We start from the raw sequence: 18,713 nt of genomic DNA, 5'->3' as shown, positions 1-18,713 counted from the left end.
ATCCATCATGAAGAAATTTCCGATCATCATATTGCTGGGCACTTTATTGTTCTCCTGCAAGGAAGAAAAACCGCTTTCTCCCATGTTGGCCGATGCGAACCCTCCCGGCCAGGTTTCCAACGTAGACATCAAGCCGGAGCCTGGTGGCGCTACCATCAGCTACGTACTCCCCAAAAGCCAGAACCTTTCCTACATCGTGGCCGAAATCAAAACGCCCGACGGCAGGCTCCGCACCTACAAATCATCGTTCTACACCAACCAGCTCCGCGTGGAAGGCCTCGGCGATGAAAGCGAATACGAAGTGCGCATCTATTCCGTAAACGGTGCGGAAGTACGCTCCGAGCCGGTCGTGAAGAAGTTCACGCCCACGGAACCTCCTTATCTCAAGGTGTTCAAGTCGCTGAATATGTTTGGCACTTTCGGCGGAGTGGGAGTTACCTACCTCAACCCCGACAATCAATCGCTCCAGGCGATCCTCATCGGGCCCGACTCGCTGGGCCGCATCGCGCAGCTCAACGCCGCTACCCTCGATCAGGAAGAGGGCAACGCAACCTTCAGGGGGCTGAAAGATGAGGAAACCGTTTTCGGCATGTACCTCGAAGACCGTTGGGGCAACCGTTCCGACACGTTGTTTGCCTCCATTACACCGCTTTTCGAAAAAACGCTCGATAAATCCAAATTCCGCACCTATAAAATGCCCAACGACCCCATACTGGTAATTGAATGGAACGTAGCCGTGGCATTTGCGTTCGACGGAAAGTGGTCGTCTGTATGGGCATCGCCATACGACGGAAACGGCAACAACTGGCAGAACGTTTCCACGAACACCAAGGGCCTCGATCCGACATGGATTACGTTTGACATGGGCGCGCAGAGCAAGCTGAGCCGGTTCCGCATCAACCACTACTACCGGTACAGCAACCGCGGCATGAAGAAATACGAGATATGGGGCTCGAACAACCCGACGCCCGACGGCAGCTGGGACAGCTGGACGAAGCTGGTGGATTATGAACAGAAGAAGCCTTCGGGGCTGCCGGACGAAGTGTTTAACGATGCAGACGCAACGGCCTGGTTACTGGGCGACCAGAAAGATTTCCCGCTGGATGCACCCGCGGTAAGGTATATCCGTGTCCGCTGCCTGGAAAACTGGATGGGAACGGGCGACCTGAGCTTCTCGGAGATCACCCTGTTCGGACAACCGATGTAATCCACCCTTTCAAAAATTGCACATGAAAAAATTAATGCTTTCGATATTTGCCCTCGCCGCAGCGCTGGCATGGGCCGGTTGCTCGAAGATCGACGACTACAAGGAATTTACGACCGGTAAAATCAGGAAATACGCGGGGAAGGTGGATTCGTTGAAGCTCTTTCCCGGTAAGGACCGCCTCGTGCTCAGCTGGCTGCTGATCGCCGATCCCAATGTGAACAATGTGATCATCAAATGGGGGGATGCCGACTCAATAACGTTACCGGTTACACGTACAAATAAACCGGACTCCATTGCACATGAGATCTCACCTCTGCCGGAAGGCCCCTATAACTTTACGGTCATTACCACCAACTCGTTCGGCGAGCGTTCCGTTCCGGTTTATATTTCGGGGAAAACTTTCGGGGATAATTATACCAAAACGCTGCTCAACCGTCCGCTGGACGATGCGTACCTCGCCGAGAACGGCCATGCGAACCTGAAATGGGGCGCCCCTGAAGAAACCTGTATCGGCGTCAATATCACCTGGACGAAGAAAGACGGTTCCCAAGGCAAACATTATGTGAAAGGTGCAACGGCAGACGTGGTGCTGGAAGATTACAAACCGGGATCGGCGTTCACGTACGAGACGCTCTTTAAACCGGAACCCCTGGCCATCGATACCTTTTATGCCGCGCCGGTCACCATGCCGCTGAAGCGCGAATGGATCTCTTCGCAATACCTGAAGAATTACCGCCTGCCCTTCGCCATCGGGACTTGGGACGGCTCCCGATGGGGGACCCCGGCGCACTGGAACGTATCCGCATCCGCCAAAACGCGCAGCGGCGGATATGGCGGGTTCGACAACCTGAACGGGGCCGCTGCTTTCGGATTCGAGAAATGGGAAGGAGAAACGGCCATCAGGAACGGGAAAGCCTGGCAAACCGTGACCCTCCCCGCCGGAACGTATGAACTGGCGTTACACCTCGGTAACGGTGAATGGTGGCTTGGTACCCGTGGCAGTGAACCCCGCTACCTCGCCGCGGCCACCGGCAATGAACTGCCCGATTACAATGCAATGAATTCCGCACTGGCATATAAGAGCTTCGTGGACCAGGCGCGTGCCAGTATCCGGTTTACGTCTGACGGCGTCAATCCCATATCGCTTGGCTTCGTCCTAAACTGGGAAGTGTGGGACGCGCAGTTCTTCCGCGCGCAGGAAATTATTTTGTACAAAATTCCTCAATAACTTGAATTATGATCAAATCAGCGTTGAGTAGTTTAATGGCACTTTGGATGGTGGGGGCAGGCATTGCTTCCACCTCCTGCCAGAAAAGTATGCAGGCCACCACGGCAACGGCGCCCACTGAAATGGGGAAACCCAAACCACCCGCAAAGCTGCCCCCATACTACATTTCCGACCTCGCGCTCATCTACCAGGGCGGCACCCACCGCCTTCCGTGGACGAGCACCCATCTCAAACCTTTCGTATTCCGGACCCCCACCACCGGGTTCGAATGGCTGTTCGACGGGTTCCTGTTCATCGAGTTCAAAGACAACCTGGGATATGAATACGCCGAAGGCTACGGCCAGCAGCCGGCCGGAAAAGCTCAATGGCTCTGGCTCCTGCAACGGAATTTCGAAGACGGGAAGGCCATTAAGGCGCTGAACGGAATGCTCGACAGCCTCTCTGCCCAGGGTAAAACCCCCGAGCGCAAACGCAAAGTGGTGCTCACGCTTCCCGAGCCCATCCGGTCTGCCACCAACTGGGGAGAACTGAACGGCAGACAGCTGAATTTCGCCGTTGCGGCGGATCGCGTGGCTGCCTGCCAGTGGTTCATCGATACGGCCATGACCATGTGGAACGCCGCCAACCTGCAACACCTCGAGCTGATGGGATTCTATTGGGTGGCGGAACACAATACCGGTGCCGCCGAGATCCTGCCCTCCGTTGCCACCAAAATCCATGAACGCAACAAGCGCTTTTACTGGATCCCGTATTATGGGGCCGATGGCGCCGGCAATTGGAAGAACATGGGATTCGACATCGCCTATCAGCAACCCAACTACTTCTTCGACCTGAATTCGCCTTACAGCATCCTCACCGGCGCCATTCGGTTCGCGCAGCAGCACGATATGGCGCTGGAAATGGAATTCGACAACAGGCTCATCACCGATGCCGGCTATCAGAAAAAATACACCGATTATATAAACGAGTTTGAAAAAGCCGGAGCCTGGCGTAATTTACCCGTCGCCTATTACGAAGGCGGCGGCGGATGGTGGGAGATGAGCCTCCAAACGGACCCTACCGTCACCGGCCTATTTAAGCGGCTTGCTGAGATTATTTCCACGAGACAAAAAGATACCGACGTACGATCCCGGTAGAAAAACTACACGATTGATGAAAAAAATATGGATGTTCGGGTGCATGTTGGCATTAGCCGCCTGCTCGCGCAAATCACCCGGAAACAAGGTACTGTTGCTGTCATCAGCAGGCAGCACGGAAACCATGATCGCTGCCGTAAAGGCATCGGCCGAAGCCAATGGATGGGAGCTGGTAGAAGGGAACAAATCCTTCCTGCATCCCGATTCCCTGCAACATTTCAGGACCATCGTCAGCAACTGGTCGTACCCCGACAGTCTCGACCACCGTCAAATCAACGCGCTCCAGCGATACCTGGAGGCGGGCGGCACCTGGGCGGTGATGAAGGATTCCTCCTTCAAAACGAAAGGATGGCCCTGGCTGGATGCTTTGGCAGACAACGACCAGGTGTTTATGGGCGCTCCCGAAGAAACGGAACGCATCCTGGCGAAAGCGGGAGACGAAGCCGGCGGGCTGGATTATGCCGCCTGCAGCACGCCCGCCATCCCGGAAAATAACCGGTACACCTATACGATGCTGGCGCAGGGGCTCGACGAACCCCTGCAACTGGCCGTGCTCCCCGGGAACGACGTGATGTTCGCCGAGCGGAAAGGCGCCGTTCGCCTGTACCGCGCCCGTGAAAAAGATGTGATCACCCTGGCACAGTTCAATGTTTACAGCGGGCTGGAAGACGGATTGCTCGGCGTGGCCCTCGATCCTGAATTCGACAAAAACCATTGGGTATATTTCTATTACGCAGTAGGCGGAGACGCCCCCGTGAGCCGGCTCACCCGCATGGAAATGCGCGACCAGCGCCTGTTGCACGAAACGGAGAAAACCCTCCTCGAAATCCCCACCCAGCGGAAGCATTGCTGCCACTCGGCCGGATACATCGAATTCGGACCGGATAAATTGCTCTATCTCTCCACCGGCGACAATACCAACGCCGAAGAAACGGAAGGATATACTCCGGTGGACGAGCGCCCCGGGCGCGAGCTCGCCGACGACCAGGCCACGTCGGCCTCCTCGGCAGACCTCCGCGGAAAGATCCTCCGGATCCGCCCCAAAGCCGACGGTACTTACGAAATCCCCGATGGCAACCTGTTCCCGAAAGACGGCTCCAAAGGCCGGCCGGAAATTTATGTCATGGGCTGCCGGAACCCATTCCGGTTCACGGTAGACCGTAAGAACCAGTATGTGTATTGGGGAGATGTGGGGCCGGATACCAAAGTGCCCGGCAGCGAAGGCACCATCAGCTACGACGAAGTAAACCAGGCCAGGAAGCCCGGATTCTTCGGCTGGCCGTACTTTCTCGGCGAAAACGAAGCCCTGCCGAAGTGGGATTTCGCCACCAAAACCGAAGGCCCAAAACTGGACCCGGCCAAACCCATCAACAGTTCGCCCAACAACAAAGGCGTGAAAGAACTGCCGCCCGCTCAGGGCGCCATGATCTGGTTCGGAGACGGCCCTTCCGCCAAATTCCCCCTCGTGGGCAAAGGCGGGCAGAGCGTGATGGCAGGGCCGGTGTATTATGCCGATCAATTCAAAAACGCGGAATACAAACTGTCTGATTACTACGACGGCAAACTCTTCATTTACGATTGGGTGCGCCGCTGGATCATGGCCGTTACGTTCGACGAAAACCATAATTACCTCCGCATGGAGCCTTTCCTCGATCACCTGGCGCCGGCAGCGCCCATCGACCTGCGATTTGCCGACGATGGTGCCATTTACATGATCGAATACGGCACCAACTGGTTTTCCCGGAACATGGACGCGCGCCTCGTCCGCATCACCTACGCCGCAGGCAACCGCCGGCCGGTAGCGGGGATCAGCGCAGACCAGCTCACGGGGCCCGCTCCCATGACGGTGAAGCTTGCTGCCGCGGGGTCTTCCGATCCCGACAGGCAGGACCAATTGCATTACAACTGGAACGTGGAGGGAAAGGACTACGGCGATTCCGCCGTGTCGCACACCTTTGCCAAACCCGGTGTGTATAAAGTGCTGCTGACCGTTACCGACGATCACAAAGCCTTCGATACCGCATCCATCTACATCAAAGCCGGCAACACGCCGCCGGATGTGCAGATCACCACCACCGCCAATAGCTCGTTCTATTGGGACAACATGCAATTCCCCTACAAGGTGACCGTCACCGATCCGGAAGACGGCACCATTGCAGCGGAAAAAGTGGCTGTCGGGTTCAACTACATCCCGTATGGCCGCGACATGGCCGGCGCGCTCACGCAAGGCGGCGCCATGCCCACGCCGAAAGGGAAAGAGCTGTTCTATTCGCTGGATTGCAAGGCCTGCCATACCGAAAACACGGTGTCTGTCGGCCCCAGCCTCATGGACGTTGCCGCCAAATACGAGCGCAATGAAAAGAATACCGCTTTGCTGGCAGACAAAGTGATCCGCGGAGGTAGCGGCGTGTGGGGCAACCGCCCCATGAGCGCGCATCCCGGCATGGCGGTGGAAGAAGCCAAAGTGATCGTGGATTATATTTTGTCGCTGCGTACTTCCGGCGCATCGTTACCGGCGGAAGGCGCCATCGCGCTGAAAGAGCACATCGGCAAGTCCGCCTCCGGCGTGTACCTGCTCACGGCCCGCTATACGGATAAGGGCGCCAACGGCATCGAGGCGCTCACCGGCCAGCAGTTCATCATGCTCCGCCATCCGAAGCTGGAAGCGGAAGAGCGCGATACCGACCAGCATATCCGTTTCGTGAACTGGATCAGCCAGCTGCTCAGTTACGGCGTTGCGAACGACGGCAGCACCTTCGTTTTCAAAAACATCGACCTCGGCGGCATTTCCCGCGCACGGTTCCGGGTGCAGCTGCAAGGCGCCGGCGGAACGCTGGAATTGAGAATGGGCGCCAAAGACGGGCCGGTGGCCGCTACGCTGAAAGTGCCCGCGGGCGACAAAGGCGAATGGACGGAACTGACCGCCCCGGTGAAAGCAGCCCCCGGGCGCCAGGACCTCTGGTTCGTATTCAGCAACCCCGGCCAGGGCGCTCTCTTCAATATCGACTGGACGCTTTTCGAGAATGGAAAATAAAACAGGCGGCAGGAAACGTTCATGACCTGCCGCCCACCTCAAATGCATAAGCCGCCCCACCCGGGCGGCTTATTGCAAAGGTTTGTTGCCTTGTTACAGCCCATTTCCCTATAAACATTAATACTTCGGGCCTACATCAGCGCGCGGAGCACTACAACCCAAAAAAAACTATACGATGGAACTTAGGATGCTTTCTTTGATGTGGATCGCGATGGCCGGCATGCTGTCCCTGTCATTCAATATTGCAATTATCTATTTCCTTTTATCCATCATGAAAAATTCCAAAAAACAAACGGCGCTGCTGGAAAAATTGTTGTCCAGGCCTAAGGACTAATAGGTGAGGAACGCCGAAAGCGTATCCCTATAATTATGCTCATGAGAAAAATGAAAGCCTGTACGGTATTGTACAGGTTTTTTCATTTCCGGATGAACAGCTGAAGGATTTATTTCCCTAATTGTTCCGACAATATTTTGTTCAGCAGATGCAGATCGTTGTCGCGGACGATGGTGCTGTTGTAGATCGTGCGGCCGGTTTTGTCGATAAGGTAAAGTTGCGGTATGGGATAATAGGACATGTCGTTATAAAGTTTATTGTCGCCGTACACCTGCGTCCAGTTCATCGCATTTTTTTCGATGGCTTTGCGGCAGGCCAGCGAATCTTTGTCGATGCTGAAAGAAATGAGCTTGAAAGGTGAATCGCTGTATTTTTCGTTGATCTTTTTCATTTCCGGCATTTCCTCCATACACGGTCTGCACCATGAAGCCCAGAACTGTATCAGCACGAGTTTCCCGCGAAGCGCCGAAGAAACGACAGGCTGTCCGTTGAGGTCTTTCGTATCAAAATCGGGGAAAAGCTGTTGGGAGGAAATATTGATTTTCGTCTGGATTTGATTGGCGAGATAAGTACCGGATTTCGTGTTTTTGATGGATTCGGGAACTTTGGTGTCGTAAAATTCTTTGAGTTGGGCAGGGCTTAGGTGCTTCGTTTTGATGACGCGTGTGAGCAACGTCCAGTAAGAGACGTAGAGCTGCGGGTTTTGACGGATGAATGCGATTTCGGCCAAAGCGACGGAATCTCCCAGCGCAAAAGCCCGGTTTACCACTGACGTATCTGCTCCGATCCGGTGTTTGTTCTTGTGATAATAGGAATATAATTTGTCGAGATCCGGTTTGACGAAAGCATCCATCGCAGCGCCTCCCAAAGCATCGTACATCACAATATTCTCTGAATTCTTTTCATCGACGGAGTAATATTTCGCGGGATCGGGTTCGGATGTCAATGAAATGACAGACCGGCCTTTCGGGAAAAATATCCGTTTATAAATGTAGGTTGAGTCGCTGTCTTTATAATCGATCTGTATTAAACCATACGGACTGAACAATTCTCCGTTCCAGTTCAATTGCTCCGATACTTTCAACTTGTGTTCGCTGATGCCATCGTGCAGGGTGACGGTGAATTTGTCGGTACTTAGCGGGCTGACGAAGCGGATGTTGACGAACGACGAATCCGTCGCGGAAACGGACAGGCCCGTCAATAAGCATAATAAGGAAAGGGTGAGGCGGAGGGGATTCATTGGGACGAAATTTTACCGAAAGTATTTATCCAAATCCTAATAAAATGCTAATTCACCCTTAATGAAATGCTAAAAAAGAAGCCGCCCATCACAGGTGGCTAACTTCGAACTATCAACTCACGAGCGCATATTTTTACAAATTCAGAATTTAATGGGTAATGGGTTATTGCTGCGGAAGCGGCTGGCGCAGAAATGGGCATGCAGGAGGATTTTCGCGTAGAAATCACTGCTCCGTAAATCTTCCAGATCGGCGAGGCAGGCGGTTTCCATACCTGTGATCAGGTCGCCTGCCGCGGCCGTTTCGCAATCTCCGCCGAAGTCGAGGGTCAGGTGCTGGGCGGTTTCCGGAAAGCTGAAATGATAGGATTTTGTCTGCTTTTCCGACCGAAAACTTTTCGTCAGTTGCCATGTTCGTTCACCGCTGCCGGTAACATCCCATTTCAACAAATTGCGGTGAAGGAAGGCCGGTTGGTCCTGGTCATCGAATTGGACAATTGTGGTGCCGTGAAATTTACCTGCCAGGTCGGCGTATCCGCAGAGGTCCGGGTCTCGCAGGATATAGAAGAATCCCTGTTTCAGGGCCATCCAGGCAAACCGGAAAGTATCTTTGTCGCCATACAGTATTTTGCTGTATTCGTTATTGGCGCGGTTGAGATAGGCGCATAGCAACAGGGCGTGCCAGGATCTTTTTTTATCGATCAGCAACTGTCCGGATTCCTGTTCTTTCATGGGTGTATAAGGGACGTCCATAATTTGCCAGATGGGATTATCGGCAGGTGTGATCCAGAAATCCGGCCAGAACACGGCGCCTGTTTTTTTATAACCATCGATGTTGAACAGCAGCGCCGGGTCGGACAGGCAGTGATTATCTGCATCGAGGAACAATACTTCCCGGAAGCTGCTCCGTAATATGGCCATGGGTTTTACGGCAAATCCCGAAATGTCTGCGAGGCCGTGGTCCTGGAAATTCCGGCAACGAGCGTTATATTTTTCCAGTTCCGAAATGGCGGTGGCGCAAAGTTCGTTGCCATTGTACCAGATTTCGACCGGCAGGCTGCAGCCCAGGGCTCTGAGCCGCCTGATACTCAGCCAGGCGCAGGTAAAATACCGGATACCCCCGGCGCACATGACAATTCCCCGCCCGTCGAAGTCCGTATCCGGATAGTCAGGAAAATGCCGCACCTGGTCTTGCCATTCTTCCCGAAGCTGCTCCCTGCGTACTGCTGAAACGGTGCAGGCGGTATAGCGAAATCCATTGGGTTGAAACATCCGTTCTGAGTATTAACTGTTATTTACCTGATCCACGAATGCATCCAGTAATGCAGCAGGGGTTGTACGATTTCCCTGTCGGGTTTCGTCCTGATTTCTGAATAGTCATAAGCAAAGATGTCTTTAACGGGAATAAGCCGCTGGGTAGAATTTCCGTGTTTTTGCAGCGCATCCCGCATCCGGTAGGGCCCGGAATATTGGGGCGTGAAAAGTGCGTCGCGTTGCTTGCGCTGATAGAGTTCGAGGATATCCCCGGTGAGTGAAAGCAGATAGGGCTCCCCGGGATTGGCGGAAAAGCATTCGGAAGCCAGCGTGCCGTTGGCCGGGTCAATCACCAGGTGGCCGTTGGGACAGTCTTCCATCAGCGCCAGGAACCCGGTGTCATCCAGCAACTGGATGTCCCAGTCGATGTAGCAACCACCGAAATGGTACACGATGATGTATCTGGCGATATCGGCGGCCTCGGCATGATTACGGGCGTTGAGAAAGGCCGGAAGCACCGTGGGATATTGCTTTTTCAGGAATGAAGTGATTATCCGGTCGTCCCACACCCTGATCTCGAACCCGGATTTTTTCAGTATTTGCCACGACAGCATGCAGGCCAGCACAAGATCGGGTTTGTGATCGCCGGTCATCTGGTGAATGATTTTTTTTTGCATGAACGAAGAAACATTATGGATATACCTGGCAATAATGCTCCAGTATATAATTTTGAATGGCGTTCAATTGGCCGTCGGCAGGTTGATCGGCTGCCGAAACCTGGTATAGTGTCAGTACTTTGTCTACCCATCTTTTCAATGCTGCTTTCCGGGCGTCGTCTTTAAAGTATGCCCTTCCGTATCCGAAGCAGATAGCGGCATGCAGCGAGAGGTCTTCCGTGGAATATTCGATACCGTATTCGTCCAGTTGGTCAGACAGCAGTTCGATGGTATGTTCCTGCAATTCCTTGAAGTGGTTCCGGCTCACGTTGGCGTCATGTATCCGGTAGTAGGTCAGGCATTCGGGTATGTTGGCAAGCCGGTATTGTTTGCTGATGCGGGTCCAGAGGTTGAAGTCTTCATTGTGGCGGTACTTTACGCGGTAGCGGTTTTTTTTCAGGCATTCTGAACGGATGAGGACGGACGGGTGAGAGATCGGGTTGCGGAAAATCATGCAGGCCCTGATGTCTGCATCCGTCAAAGGGTATTGCGACCGGGAAACCGGCATTCCGATCTTGTCAATCACATAATGATTGCTGCCAACGATGCCCACGTCCTGGTTTTCAGGGGACAGTAGGAAGGAGAGCTGTTTGCGGAGCCGGTGTTCATGCATGAGATCGTCTGCGTCGATGCGGGCTATGAACGCACCTTTTGCCAGTTTGATGCCCTTGTTGAGGGATTTGACGATGCCCTGGTTCTCCGGATTTTCGACGAGCCGGATGCGTTCGTCTTCATTGCGCAATATGATTTCCTTCGTTTCGTCCGTAGATCCATCGTTGACGATGATCAGTTCGAAATGCGGATAAGATTGGCTGAAAATGCTGTTCAGGCAATCCTGCAGGAATTCTCCCGCGTTGTAGCAGGGGAGTACGATGCTGATGAGCGGGTTATCGCCGCTTTCGGCGATGGGTGCGGGCGCAGTCCGCCGGCCGGTCTTTTCATAGACCTTTATGGTGTGCGTTGTCATGATCTCGCTGTTGAAATGTTGGATGGCGTGCCGATGCGCACGGTCGGCATATTGCCTGGCGGTGGTGGTGTCGTTCAGGAAAAAGTATAGTTTTTCTTTCAGGGCCGCGATATCGATCCCCGCATTTTCCGGGTGCTGGAACCTCGGGACTTTGAGTCCGCAGTCATCCGGCACGATCTCCCGCAGGCCGTCCACATCCGCGATGATGATCGGCAATTGATGGTGCATCATTTCGATCGCCGCATAGCTGCACTGTTCGATATGGGACGGAACAACGCCTACGTCGGCCAGCCGGTACATATCAGACAATTTCTCGCGATCCAGGAACCCCGTCATCGTGATCCTCGTCCAATGGCGTGGGGCCTGTTTCAGCAATTCCCCGAAATCCCCTACGCCGGCGAATATCAGCCGCAGCCAGGTGCTGCTTCCTTCCGCTTCCACCATTTCGAGGAATGCCTTCACGAGGTCGTATGCGCCCTTTCTAGCATCGAGCTTGCCAGCGAAGAGGATGATCTGCTCTTCCTGCCCGAAACCATAGTACGCACGAAGCCGGCCGCGGTCTTGCCTGTATTCCTGCACCGGCGGGGCCACCGGCCGCAACCCGTTGTAAACGACAGCTATTTTTTCGGCAGGGTAATGCATCATCCGTTCCAGGTCGCGCCGGGCGAACTCCGAAACGCAAATGATGTGGTCGAGCGAATGGTACTGGATGCTTTCCCCTGTGAGCAGGGGAGATTGCCAGACGGGGGGCTCCGTTGCCTGGAGCATCGCATCCAGCCGCAGAAAGTCGGCATGCTGCTTCCCGCCGATCATTTCGCGCCAGGTGATGCAATGTTTCGTCAGCAGCGTTTTGCATCGGAGGTGTTTTTTCAGGAACCAGGAAAAGAAGCAATGATTGATCCAGTTGAAATGGAAGATCAGTTCCCGGTCTTTCAACTCCTGCCGGAGAAACTGGCAAACCAGCAGGTTGTATTCCGGTTTGGCGGGGGTAATATCACCGGGGATGAAAATGTGGTCTTCTCCCGAAGGTCCCGTTTTCCTGGCCGGCTGCTTGTAATCGTCTACGGCAGACAGCCACAGGTAATTGATCCGGTAACCTTCGGGAAGGGAGGAGCCAAGCTCCCTGACATAGGTGGTAAGCCCGTTCGTTTTGTGCGCCGAGTAGTAATCGACGATGTAAATATTTGTCATCTTTCAGTGCAGAAGTAAAAAATGCGTTTGGTTTGCCTGATGTAGGCATCAATATCCACGCCTTCCTTGTAGAAGTAATAAAGCACCACGTCGATATGGCTTCCGTCGAGGCCGGCTTTGTTGAAGAATACCGCCCGGGCTTTCGGATAGATCCCTTTGTAAGGCGTATCCTGCTTCACCAGGTCGAAAATACCGGCGGTATCTGCATGATATGCGCGGGTTTCTTCAGGGGAAAAATAGATGATCCGGCTATTGACCGTGTCTGCGTGAGCCTTCAGGAGGTTGATCCAGTTGTTGGCCGGGGAAAAGCCGGGGAACATCCTGGCGAGAACGGCGTCCGGTTTTACATGCTGAAAATAAGTATGGATCAGTACTTCCTGTTCTTTGCAAGCGGTAAGCGTGAATAAAGTTCCATGGAAAAGATTGCGGGTAGCAGCGTTGAGGTAGAATGGCCGTGGTTGCGTGGACTCCGCGAGAAAGCCGGCCGGCGGCTGGTAACACAGGTCGAAATCCCGGAGGTATTCCTGGAAACTGGCCTGTTGGTCGGGGCGGGAACCCTGTCCCGCCGCCGTTCCTGCGAGGACGCAAAACAGCGACAGAAGTGAAACGATTTTCTTCATATACATAAGTACTTTATTTATCGACTATATATTTCAGATTATCAAACAATCTTTCTATTAATTTACGATCATTGGTGATGATTTCTGCAATCCCTTTCGTTTCCTGCTTTACGTTGAGCCGGGTCCCGAAGTTCGTTTGCAGGCCTTCCGGGAATTGCAGTGTCACGAGGTAGGTTTCGATATCGCCCTGTGGTGTTTTTTCGATATTTGTTGTGAGTGAAATGGAGTGGACGATCGCTTTGACGCTGCCGTATTCATTATAGGGAAAATCGTCCAGTTTCACGATCACTTCCTGGCCGGTCCTGATCTTACCTGCACCAAATGCCGGCAGCCTGACCTGGCCGTAAGGGTCCTGCTGTTCGGGGACGATCGTGAATACGGCTTCGCCGGCCTGTACGAACTGGTGTTCGCTCCAGAATCGCAGGAATTGCAGCCGCCCGTCAAACGGCGCCACAAACAGGTACTTCTGTTCCCAACTGCGGATGCGGTCCTGAAGATCATTGAAAGAAGCGAGCAGCGCGAGGTCAAACAATTTTTCCTTTTCTTTTTTTTCGATTTCCACTTCGACGATCCTGCTTTCAGTTTGCTGCGCATCTTTTCCCGAAGCGATTTGCTGGCTGATGGCGGACGTATACTGGTTGCGGCTATTGAGATGTTCGATGAGCGACCGGTCGAGGGTTTCCTCGGAAGCCGCCCCCTGGGTGAACAATACGGAGTCGCGATGGAAAAGTTTGTATGCTGTGGAAACATTCTTTTCGGAAAGGCCTGTCCGCGTCGTGCTGTTGACGATCTCCTTTTTTTGTTCTTCCAGCAACTGGCCGAGGCTGGCGATCTGCCGGTCGTACAAACCATTACGGGCAAAATCGTTACACTGGTTCAGGTTTTCGAGGAAAGCATAATAGCTGCTGCTCAGCTCGCCGAGCGGTGCGCGTGCCGGCAGTTTGCCCGCCAACGCCAGGTTTGCGGTTTTGCCGGGCTGGTACCCGGAAAGCAACTGTTTGATCTGCTGTAGTGATGCAAAGGAGGTGGTGTTGTCGATCCCGGCGATCACCATGCCGCCGGTAACAGGTGCGCCTGAAACGGATTGATGGAGCCTGAGTTTGCCGCTGCTCGCCGCAACGAGTTTTACCGGTGGTATGTTGCCGTTGATGGTGATCTGGCCCTTCACTACATCCGGATACCGGATAATATACCCGAACAGCAACAGGAACAGGAATATGAGCAGGACGATGCCACAGGCCCAGGTGCCGAATCGCGCCGGCATCCTGTCAATGATATCCTGCACTTCTTCCGAATGCGCCCGTTCAGGAAAAATGCCGTTCCCGGCCTGGCGTTGAATGGTAGGATTGTCTTCCATGTTGCATTCGTTTGATACGGTGTCAGACGGCGGCCGGTGTGGCGGCAGGAGCCATCAGTTGCGACCGTACCAGTTCGCTGTAATGTTTGTTTTGTTGCATTAACGTAGTGTGGTCCCCGATTTCGACGATCTGTCCGTTACGCACCACGATGATCTGATCCGCCTTCTGGATGGTACTCAGCCGGTGTGCTACTACCACCACGGTTTTTCCCCTGAATACATTGTCGAGCGCCGCGATGATCTTCTGTTCATTAATGGAGTCCAGTGAATTAGTGGCTTCGTCCAGAAAGAGGAATCCCGGGTCTTTATACAGCGCACGGGCAATGAGGAGCCGCTGTTTCTGTCCGCCACTCAGTCCGCGCCCATGTTCGCCCATGACGGTATTATACCCCAGCGGCAAACTTTCGATTTCTGCTGCGATATTGGCTGTTTCGACCGCCTTCCTCAACTTGCCGAAATCTATTTTTTCATCGTCGAGCACAATGTTGTTCAGGATGGTATCGTTGAAGATCTTGCCGTCCTGCATCACTACGCCACATAAATTCCGCCATTGCCGCAGGCTGATGTTGTTGATATTCGTATCACCGATGAGAATATCGCCGAACGAGGGTTTGTACAGGCGGAGTATGAGTTTGAGCAGCGTGGATTTTCCGCTGCCGCTATCGCCCACGATCGCCGTTACGCTCCGTTCCGGTATCTGCAGGTGAATGCCTTTAAGCACCAGTGGTGCATGCTGATGATATTGGAATGATACGTTGCGGAGTGAAATGGTACGGTTTGCCGGAAGTTCAATATCGTCTTGCCCAACATCATGGCTTTCATCTTTCAGCTGATGGATTTCATTCAGCCGCAGGAAGCTGATTTTTGCGGCCTGGAGGGAAATGATGAAATGGATCAGTTGCACGATGGGCCCATTGAGCATGCCGATAATGAACTGTGTAGAGATCATCACGCCGAAAGTCATTTCGCCGCGGATGACCGACTTTGCACAATAGAACGTGATGATGAGGTTTTTGATATTGTCGATAAACATCGCACCCGACTGTTGCCAATTGGAAATTCCCAGCATCCGGATGTTCACCCTGTATTGGCTCGCCTGTATCTTCTCCCATTTCCAACGTTTGCTTTTTTCGTAGTTGTTGACTTTGATATCCTGGATGGAGCTGATGGTCTCCACCCAAAAGCTCTGGTTTTTCCCGATCAGGTCGAAATATTCCCAATCCAGTTTCTCCCGGCGCCGCAAGAAAGCCATGATCCAGGCCACGTACAATACGGAACCGGCCATGAATATGGAAAATACCGTGCTGTTGTATAACAGGAGGATAACGGCAAATACGATGAACGTGACGAACGAGAACAGCATCCCCAGGGAATTGTTCATGATAAAAGAGCGGATCCGTTCATGATCGTTCGCCCTTTGCAGAATGTCGCCCGTAAGCTTGTTCTCGAAAAACGTAATGGGCAATGCCATCAGTTTGATGAGATAGTCGGAAATAAGCGCCACGTTCACCCTGGCCGTGATATGCAACAGTATCCAGTCGCGCGCCATGTTCGACAGCAGCACGCAGACGTATATAGCAATATTGGCGATCAATACGAGGTTGATGAAGGAAATGTCCTGTGTCTGTATCCCTACATCGATCACGGCCTTAGCGATGAAAGGTAGAAATGCCTGCAGGATGGTCGCCAGTAGCATGATGAACAGCAGGCTGGCGAAATTTTTCCTGTAGGGCGCCAGGTAATTGAGGAAATGGGCCAGCGTCCGGCCGCGCTGCACTTCTTCCGATCTTTGACGGAGGTGGAAGTCGGCCTGGGGTTCCACTGCAAGCAGGACGCCGAGATCGCCTTCGTTCCTTTTGGTCCAGTGTTGCCGGAATTCGGCGGCGGTATAACGGATTTGACCTTTGGCCGGATCCGCGACATATATGTACCCGTATTTGGGCTGGGTGTCGTACACCACCACGAAGTGGCTGTTGTTCCAGTGAACGATAACTGGCAAGGGGATTTTATGCAACAGATCGTCGATCGAACAGCGTAACGCCAGGCTGCGAAGCCCGATCGATTCCAGGGCATGACCGAGATCCAGAAAACTCACTCCTTCCCGGCTGATCCCGCATCGGTCACGCAGGAACTGAAGGGAATAATATTGCCCGAAATGCTTGGCGATCATTTTGATACACGCCGGTCCGCAGTCTCGCGCGTCTAACTGGTGTTCGAATGGGAATTGCTTTTTGATTTTTCTCCGTTTTGATGTGGAAATGGGCAACCGGCCCGGAATTTACATTGCCGGCCGGCTGCTGACTGAAATTTAATGAATGCCCATCAGGACATTGCCTGCAAGGTTGCCGGATTGAACGACGCCGGTAACGTTGTTCTGCGGATCATAGTAGGTATAGCCACTGGAGGTATAGCCTGTAATGATGATCGCGTGCGTTGTGTTACTGGAAATGGACATATCCGCCAGCACCCGCCAACCACTGGCCAGCGCCGCCTGGATACCTCCTGACGGGTTAAGACTGGAGGATGTGAAATGGCCCGCCACGAACGAGGATACGTTCGCGATATCGGCCCCGGAAATATAACCGTCGTTCCCACTGGGGACCAGACCCGAATAACCGTACACCTGGCCGTAGGAGTTCAGGTAATAGTCTGTGTTGTGGGACCCGTTGCTGAGATAGGACATGGCATAGAACAGGCAGTAACCGTCGATGCCATCCCCTCCCTGATAGAAGGCCAGATCGTGCTGGCTGATAACCTGCAGTTCCTCCTGGAGCTGGGCGAATGCAAGTTTTGCTTTTTTCTTCATGGAAGTTGGGTTTAAAATTGAATGAAAAAATCCAGCATGAAAATGTGCACTGCCGGCCGCACGATCTCTCAATGCCGGCAAGTATCCGCAAAGGGACGGGGCTAACGGTCCATACGCCTCCGATAGCAAACCATTGCCGGTTTCAGCTATGAAAGGGCGGGATATGAGGGCCGGCGGCCGTTAAGGTAAATTCAGGAAATCAGTGCTATGCGGTTCTTAAAATCGGCTTTCAGTCTGGGTGATGAATCGGGCTTCACGGTACTTAATGCTTACGTTCCTAAAATTTACAGAAAATCGGAGCAACGAGGATTTGTTTAAGCGCATAAGGTCAACATCTGCTTGGAAATTCTTACGGGGATTTTATTCGCATCAACAAGTTGCAAGTGAATATACCAAAAAATCAGCACCGCTAATATTTTTTTGTTTAAAATTTTGTGAAGATTTTTTTAAATTGGATACTGTTCCTGGTAATCCCGATTAACCCATCATTCCATCAGTCATTCTATCATGGACCCATCCTACAAGATTACTTTTTGCATCATTTGCATGAACAGGCTGGGCCACCTTCAGCAAACCCTGCAGCGGAACCTGGCCGATAATCCCCCGAACGAAAATGTTGAACTGCTCCTGCTGAACTATAATTCGAAAGATGCCATGGAGCCCTGGGTGCGCGAGAATTTTCAGCGGGAGTTAGCCGGTGGTCATTTCGTACATTTCAAAACACCCGATCCTGCCGTTTTCGATCACAGCCATTCGAAGAACCTGGCTTTCAAACTGGCCAGGGGCGAGATCGTTTGTAATATCAATGCAGACGTGTTCATGGGGCCTGGCCTGGCGTCTCACGTGCTGGAGGCGTTCGCCCGGCATCCCGAAAGTTTTTTGCATCCGCAGCCGGGATTGCGGTTCGGTGCAGGCGCCGCCGGCATTATCTGCGTCCGGAAAAGCGACTTCCTGAAGGTAGAAGGGTTCGACGAACGGATGAAAATCTATGGATGGGAAGATGTCGATTTCCAGAACCGGCTGGCGCATGCAGGTATACAACGACTACATATAACGGATGAGCGTTTTTGTAATGCCATGGACCATCCGGACAAATACGACAGCCGAATGCTGGGCGCGCGCATCCATGCCGTTTACCTCGACAGGGTGCTGCTGGCCCATGTTCACCGCTTTACCGTTTTAATGCTCTTTTCAGACGGTTCATACAAACTCGGCCAAATGATCAATCACGCGGTTCGGGGAGGCGGAATACCGGTTATACCCGCCGGAGGACCCAGGCCGTACTTCCAGTATGAAATCGAGGGCGAAGCATGGCAAACCGGCCGCTGGACGCACGGGCCGAACGGTTACCGTCTTATCCGTGCGGTACCGGTGGAGGAGCTGCCCCTGCTGGAAAAGAACACGGAAATGTACATACTGCAGGAAGGGAATGCGGAAACGCCTTTCTGGCGGGTGCGGAACCGGCATGTGCTCGATTGGCTGGCATATTTCGAAATGGATTATAAAAACCGGGTGTTGATGTTGACGAACGACCGTGATAAGAAAACGGCAATAAATAATGGCATTTTCGGGCAGGCGACAGTTTACAGGAATTTCGATCCGAAGATGCCGGTCCGGGTGGAGTAA

Annotated in this window: 13 protein-coding genes; 5 read left to right on the top strand and 8 right to left on the bottom strand. The window is 53.1% G+C overall.

Annotation, left to right across the window (positions count from 1 at the left end; genetic code table 11):
• The first annotated feature begins 7 nt into the window (after positions 1–7).
• Genes EJ361_RS04670 through EJ361_RS04655 form a run of 4 tightly spaced genes read left to right on the top strand, consistent with a single transcriptional unit; the run spans position 8 to position 6,605 of the window.
• The gene (locus EJ361_RS04670) at positions 8–1,207 is read left to right on the top strand and encodes a DUF5000 domain-containing lipoprotein (protein ID WP_164714085.1); all 1,200 of its coding nucleotides are present in this window, start codon (positions 8–10) and stop codon (positions 1,205–1,207) included.
• 22 nt (positions 1,208–1,229) lie between these two features.
• On the top strand, positions 1,230–2,435 hold the full coding sequence (locus tag EJ361_RS04665) for a DUF4998 domain-containing protein (RefSeq protein WP_126244196.1): 1,206 nt from the start codon (positions 1,230–1,232) through the stop codon (positions 2,433–2,435).
• A gap of 8 nt (positions 2,436–2,443) precedes the next feature.
• The gene (locus tag EJ361_RS04660; protein WP_126244195.1) at positions 2,444–3,571 is read left to right on the top strand and encodes a DUF4855 domain-containing protein; all 1,128 of its coding nucleotides are present in this window, start codon (positions 2,444–2,446) and stop codon (positions 3,569–3,571) included.
• Positions 3,572–3,587: 16 nt separating this feature from the next.
• Complete coding sequence (locus EJ361_RS04655) at positions 3,588–6,605, top strand: PQQ-dependent sugar dehydrogenase (RefSeq protein ID WP_126244194.1); 3,018 nt, start codon at positions 3,588–3,590, stop codon at positions 6,603–6,605.
• A 443-nt stretch (positions 6,606–7,048) separates the two neighbouring features.
• On the opposite strand, the gene EJ361_RS04650 is transcribed toward EJ361_RS04655, so the two are convergent.
• From EJ361_RS04650 to EJ361_RS04615, 8 genes are all read right to left on the bottom strand, one after another.
• Entirely contained in the window at positions 7,049–8,179 is a 1,131-nt protein-coding gene (locus tag EJ361_RS04650) for a TlpA family protein disulfide reductase (RefSeq protein ID WP_126244193.1), read from the bottom strand.
• A 141-nt stretch (positions 8,180–8,320) separates the two neighbouring features.
• Positions 8,321–9,448 carry an alpha-mannosyltransferase gene (locus EJ361_RS04645; RefSeq protein ID WP_126244192.1) on the bottom strand — a complete coding sequence of 376 codons (1,128 nt, stop codon included), beginning with the start codon at positions 9,446–9,448 and terminating at the stop codon, positions 8,321–8,323.
• A gap of 23 nt (positions 9,449–9,471) precedes the next feature.
• A complete protein-coding gene (locus EJ361_RS04640) occupies positions 9,472–10,107 on the bottom strand; it encodes a glycosyltransferase family 32 protein (RefSeq protein WP_126244191.1) in 636 nt (211 codons plus the stop codon).
• Positions 10,108–10,120: 13 nt separating this feature from the next.
• On the bottom strand, positions 10,121–12,304 hold the full coding sequence (locus tag EJ361_RS04635) for a glycosyltransferase (protein WP_126244190.1): 2,184 nt from the start codon (positions 12,302–12,304) through the stop codon (positions 10,121–10,123).
• Positions 12,301–12,924 carry a hypothetical protein gene (locus EJ361_RS04630; protein ID WP_126244189.1) on the bottom strand — a complete coding sequence of 208 codons (624 nt, stop codon included), beginning with the start codon at positions 12,922–12,924 and terminating at the stop codon, positions 12,301–12,303. Before EJ361_RS04630 ends, EJ361_RS04635 begins: the two co-directional genes overlap by 4 nt.
• A gap of 13 nt (positions 12,925–12,937) precedes the next feature.
• Positions 12,938–14,281 (bottom strand): HlyD family efflux transporter periplasmic adaptor subunit, encoded by a 1,344-nt coding sequence (locus tag EJ361_RS04625; protein ID WP_126244188.1) that lies wholly within the window; start codon positions 14,279–14,281, stop codon positions 12,938–12,940.
• Between the two features lie 22 nt (positions 14,282–14,303).
• On the bottom strand, positions 14,304–16,547 hold the full coding sequence (locus EJ361_RS04620; protein WP_205686936.1) for a peptidase domain-containing ABC transporter: 2,244 nt from the start codon (positions 16,545–16,547) through the stop codon (positions 14,304–14,306).
• Positions 16,548–16,589: 42 nt separating this feature from the next.
• Positions 16,590–17,087 carry a hypothetical protein gene (locus EJ361_RS04615; RefSeq protein ID WP_126244187.1) on the bottom strand — a complete coding sequence of 166 codons (498 nt, stop codon included), beginning with the start codon at positions 17,085–17,087 and terminating at the stop codon, positions 16,590–16,592.
• A 507-nt stretch (positions 17,088–17,594) separates the two neighbouring features.
• Between EJ361_RS04615 and EJ361_RS04610 the strand changes: the two genes are divergently transcribed.
• Positions 17,595–18,713: a glycosyltransferase family 2 protein gene (locus EJ361_RS04610; protein ID WP_126244186.1), complete on the top strand. Its 1,119-nt coding sequence runs from the start codon at positions 17,595–17,597 to the stop codon at positions 18,711–18,713.

Origin of the sequence: Chitinophaga rhizosphaerae (genome assembly GCF_003958645.1) — a bacterium.
Lineage (GTDB): Bacteria > Bacteroidota > Bacteroidia > Chitinophagales > Chitinophagaceae > Chitinophaga > Chitinophaga rhizosphaerae.
Note: the sequence above shows the minus strand (reverse complement) of the source record. Positions and strands in the feature narration are given on the sequence as shown.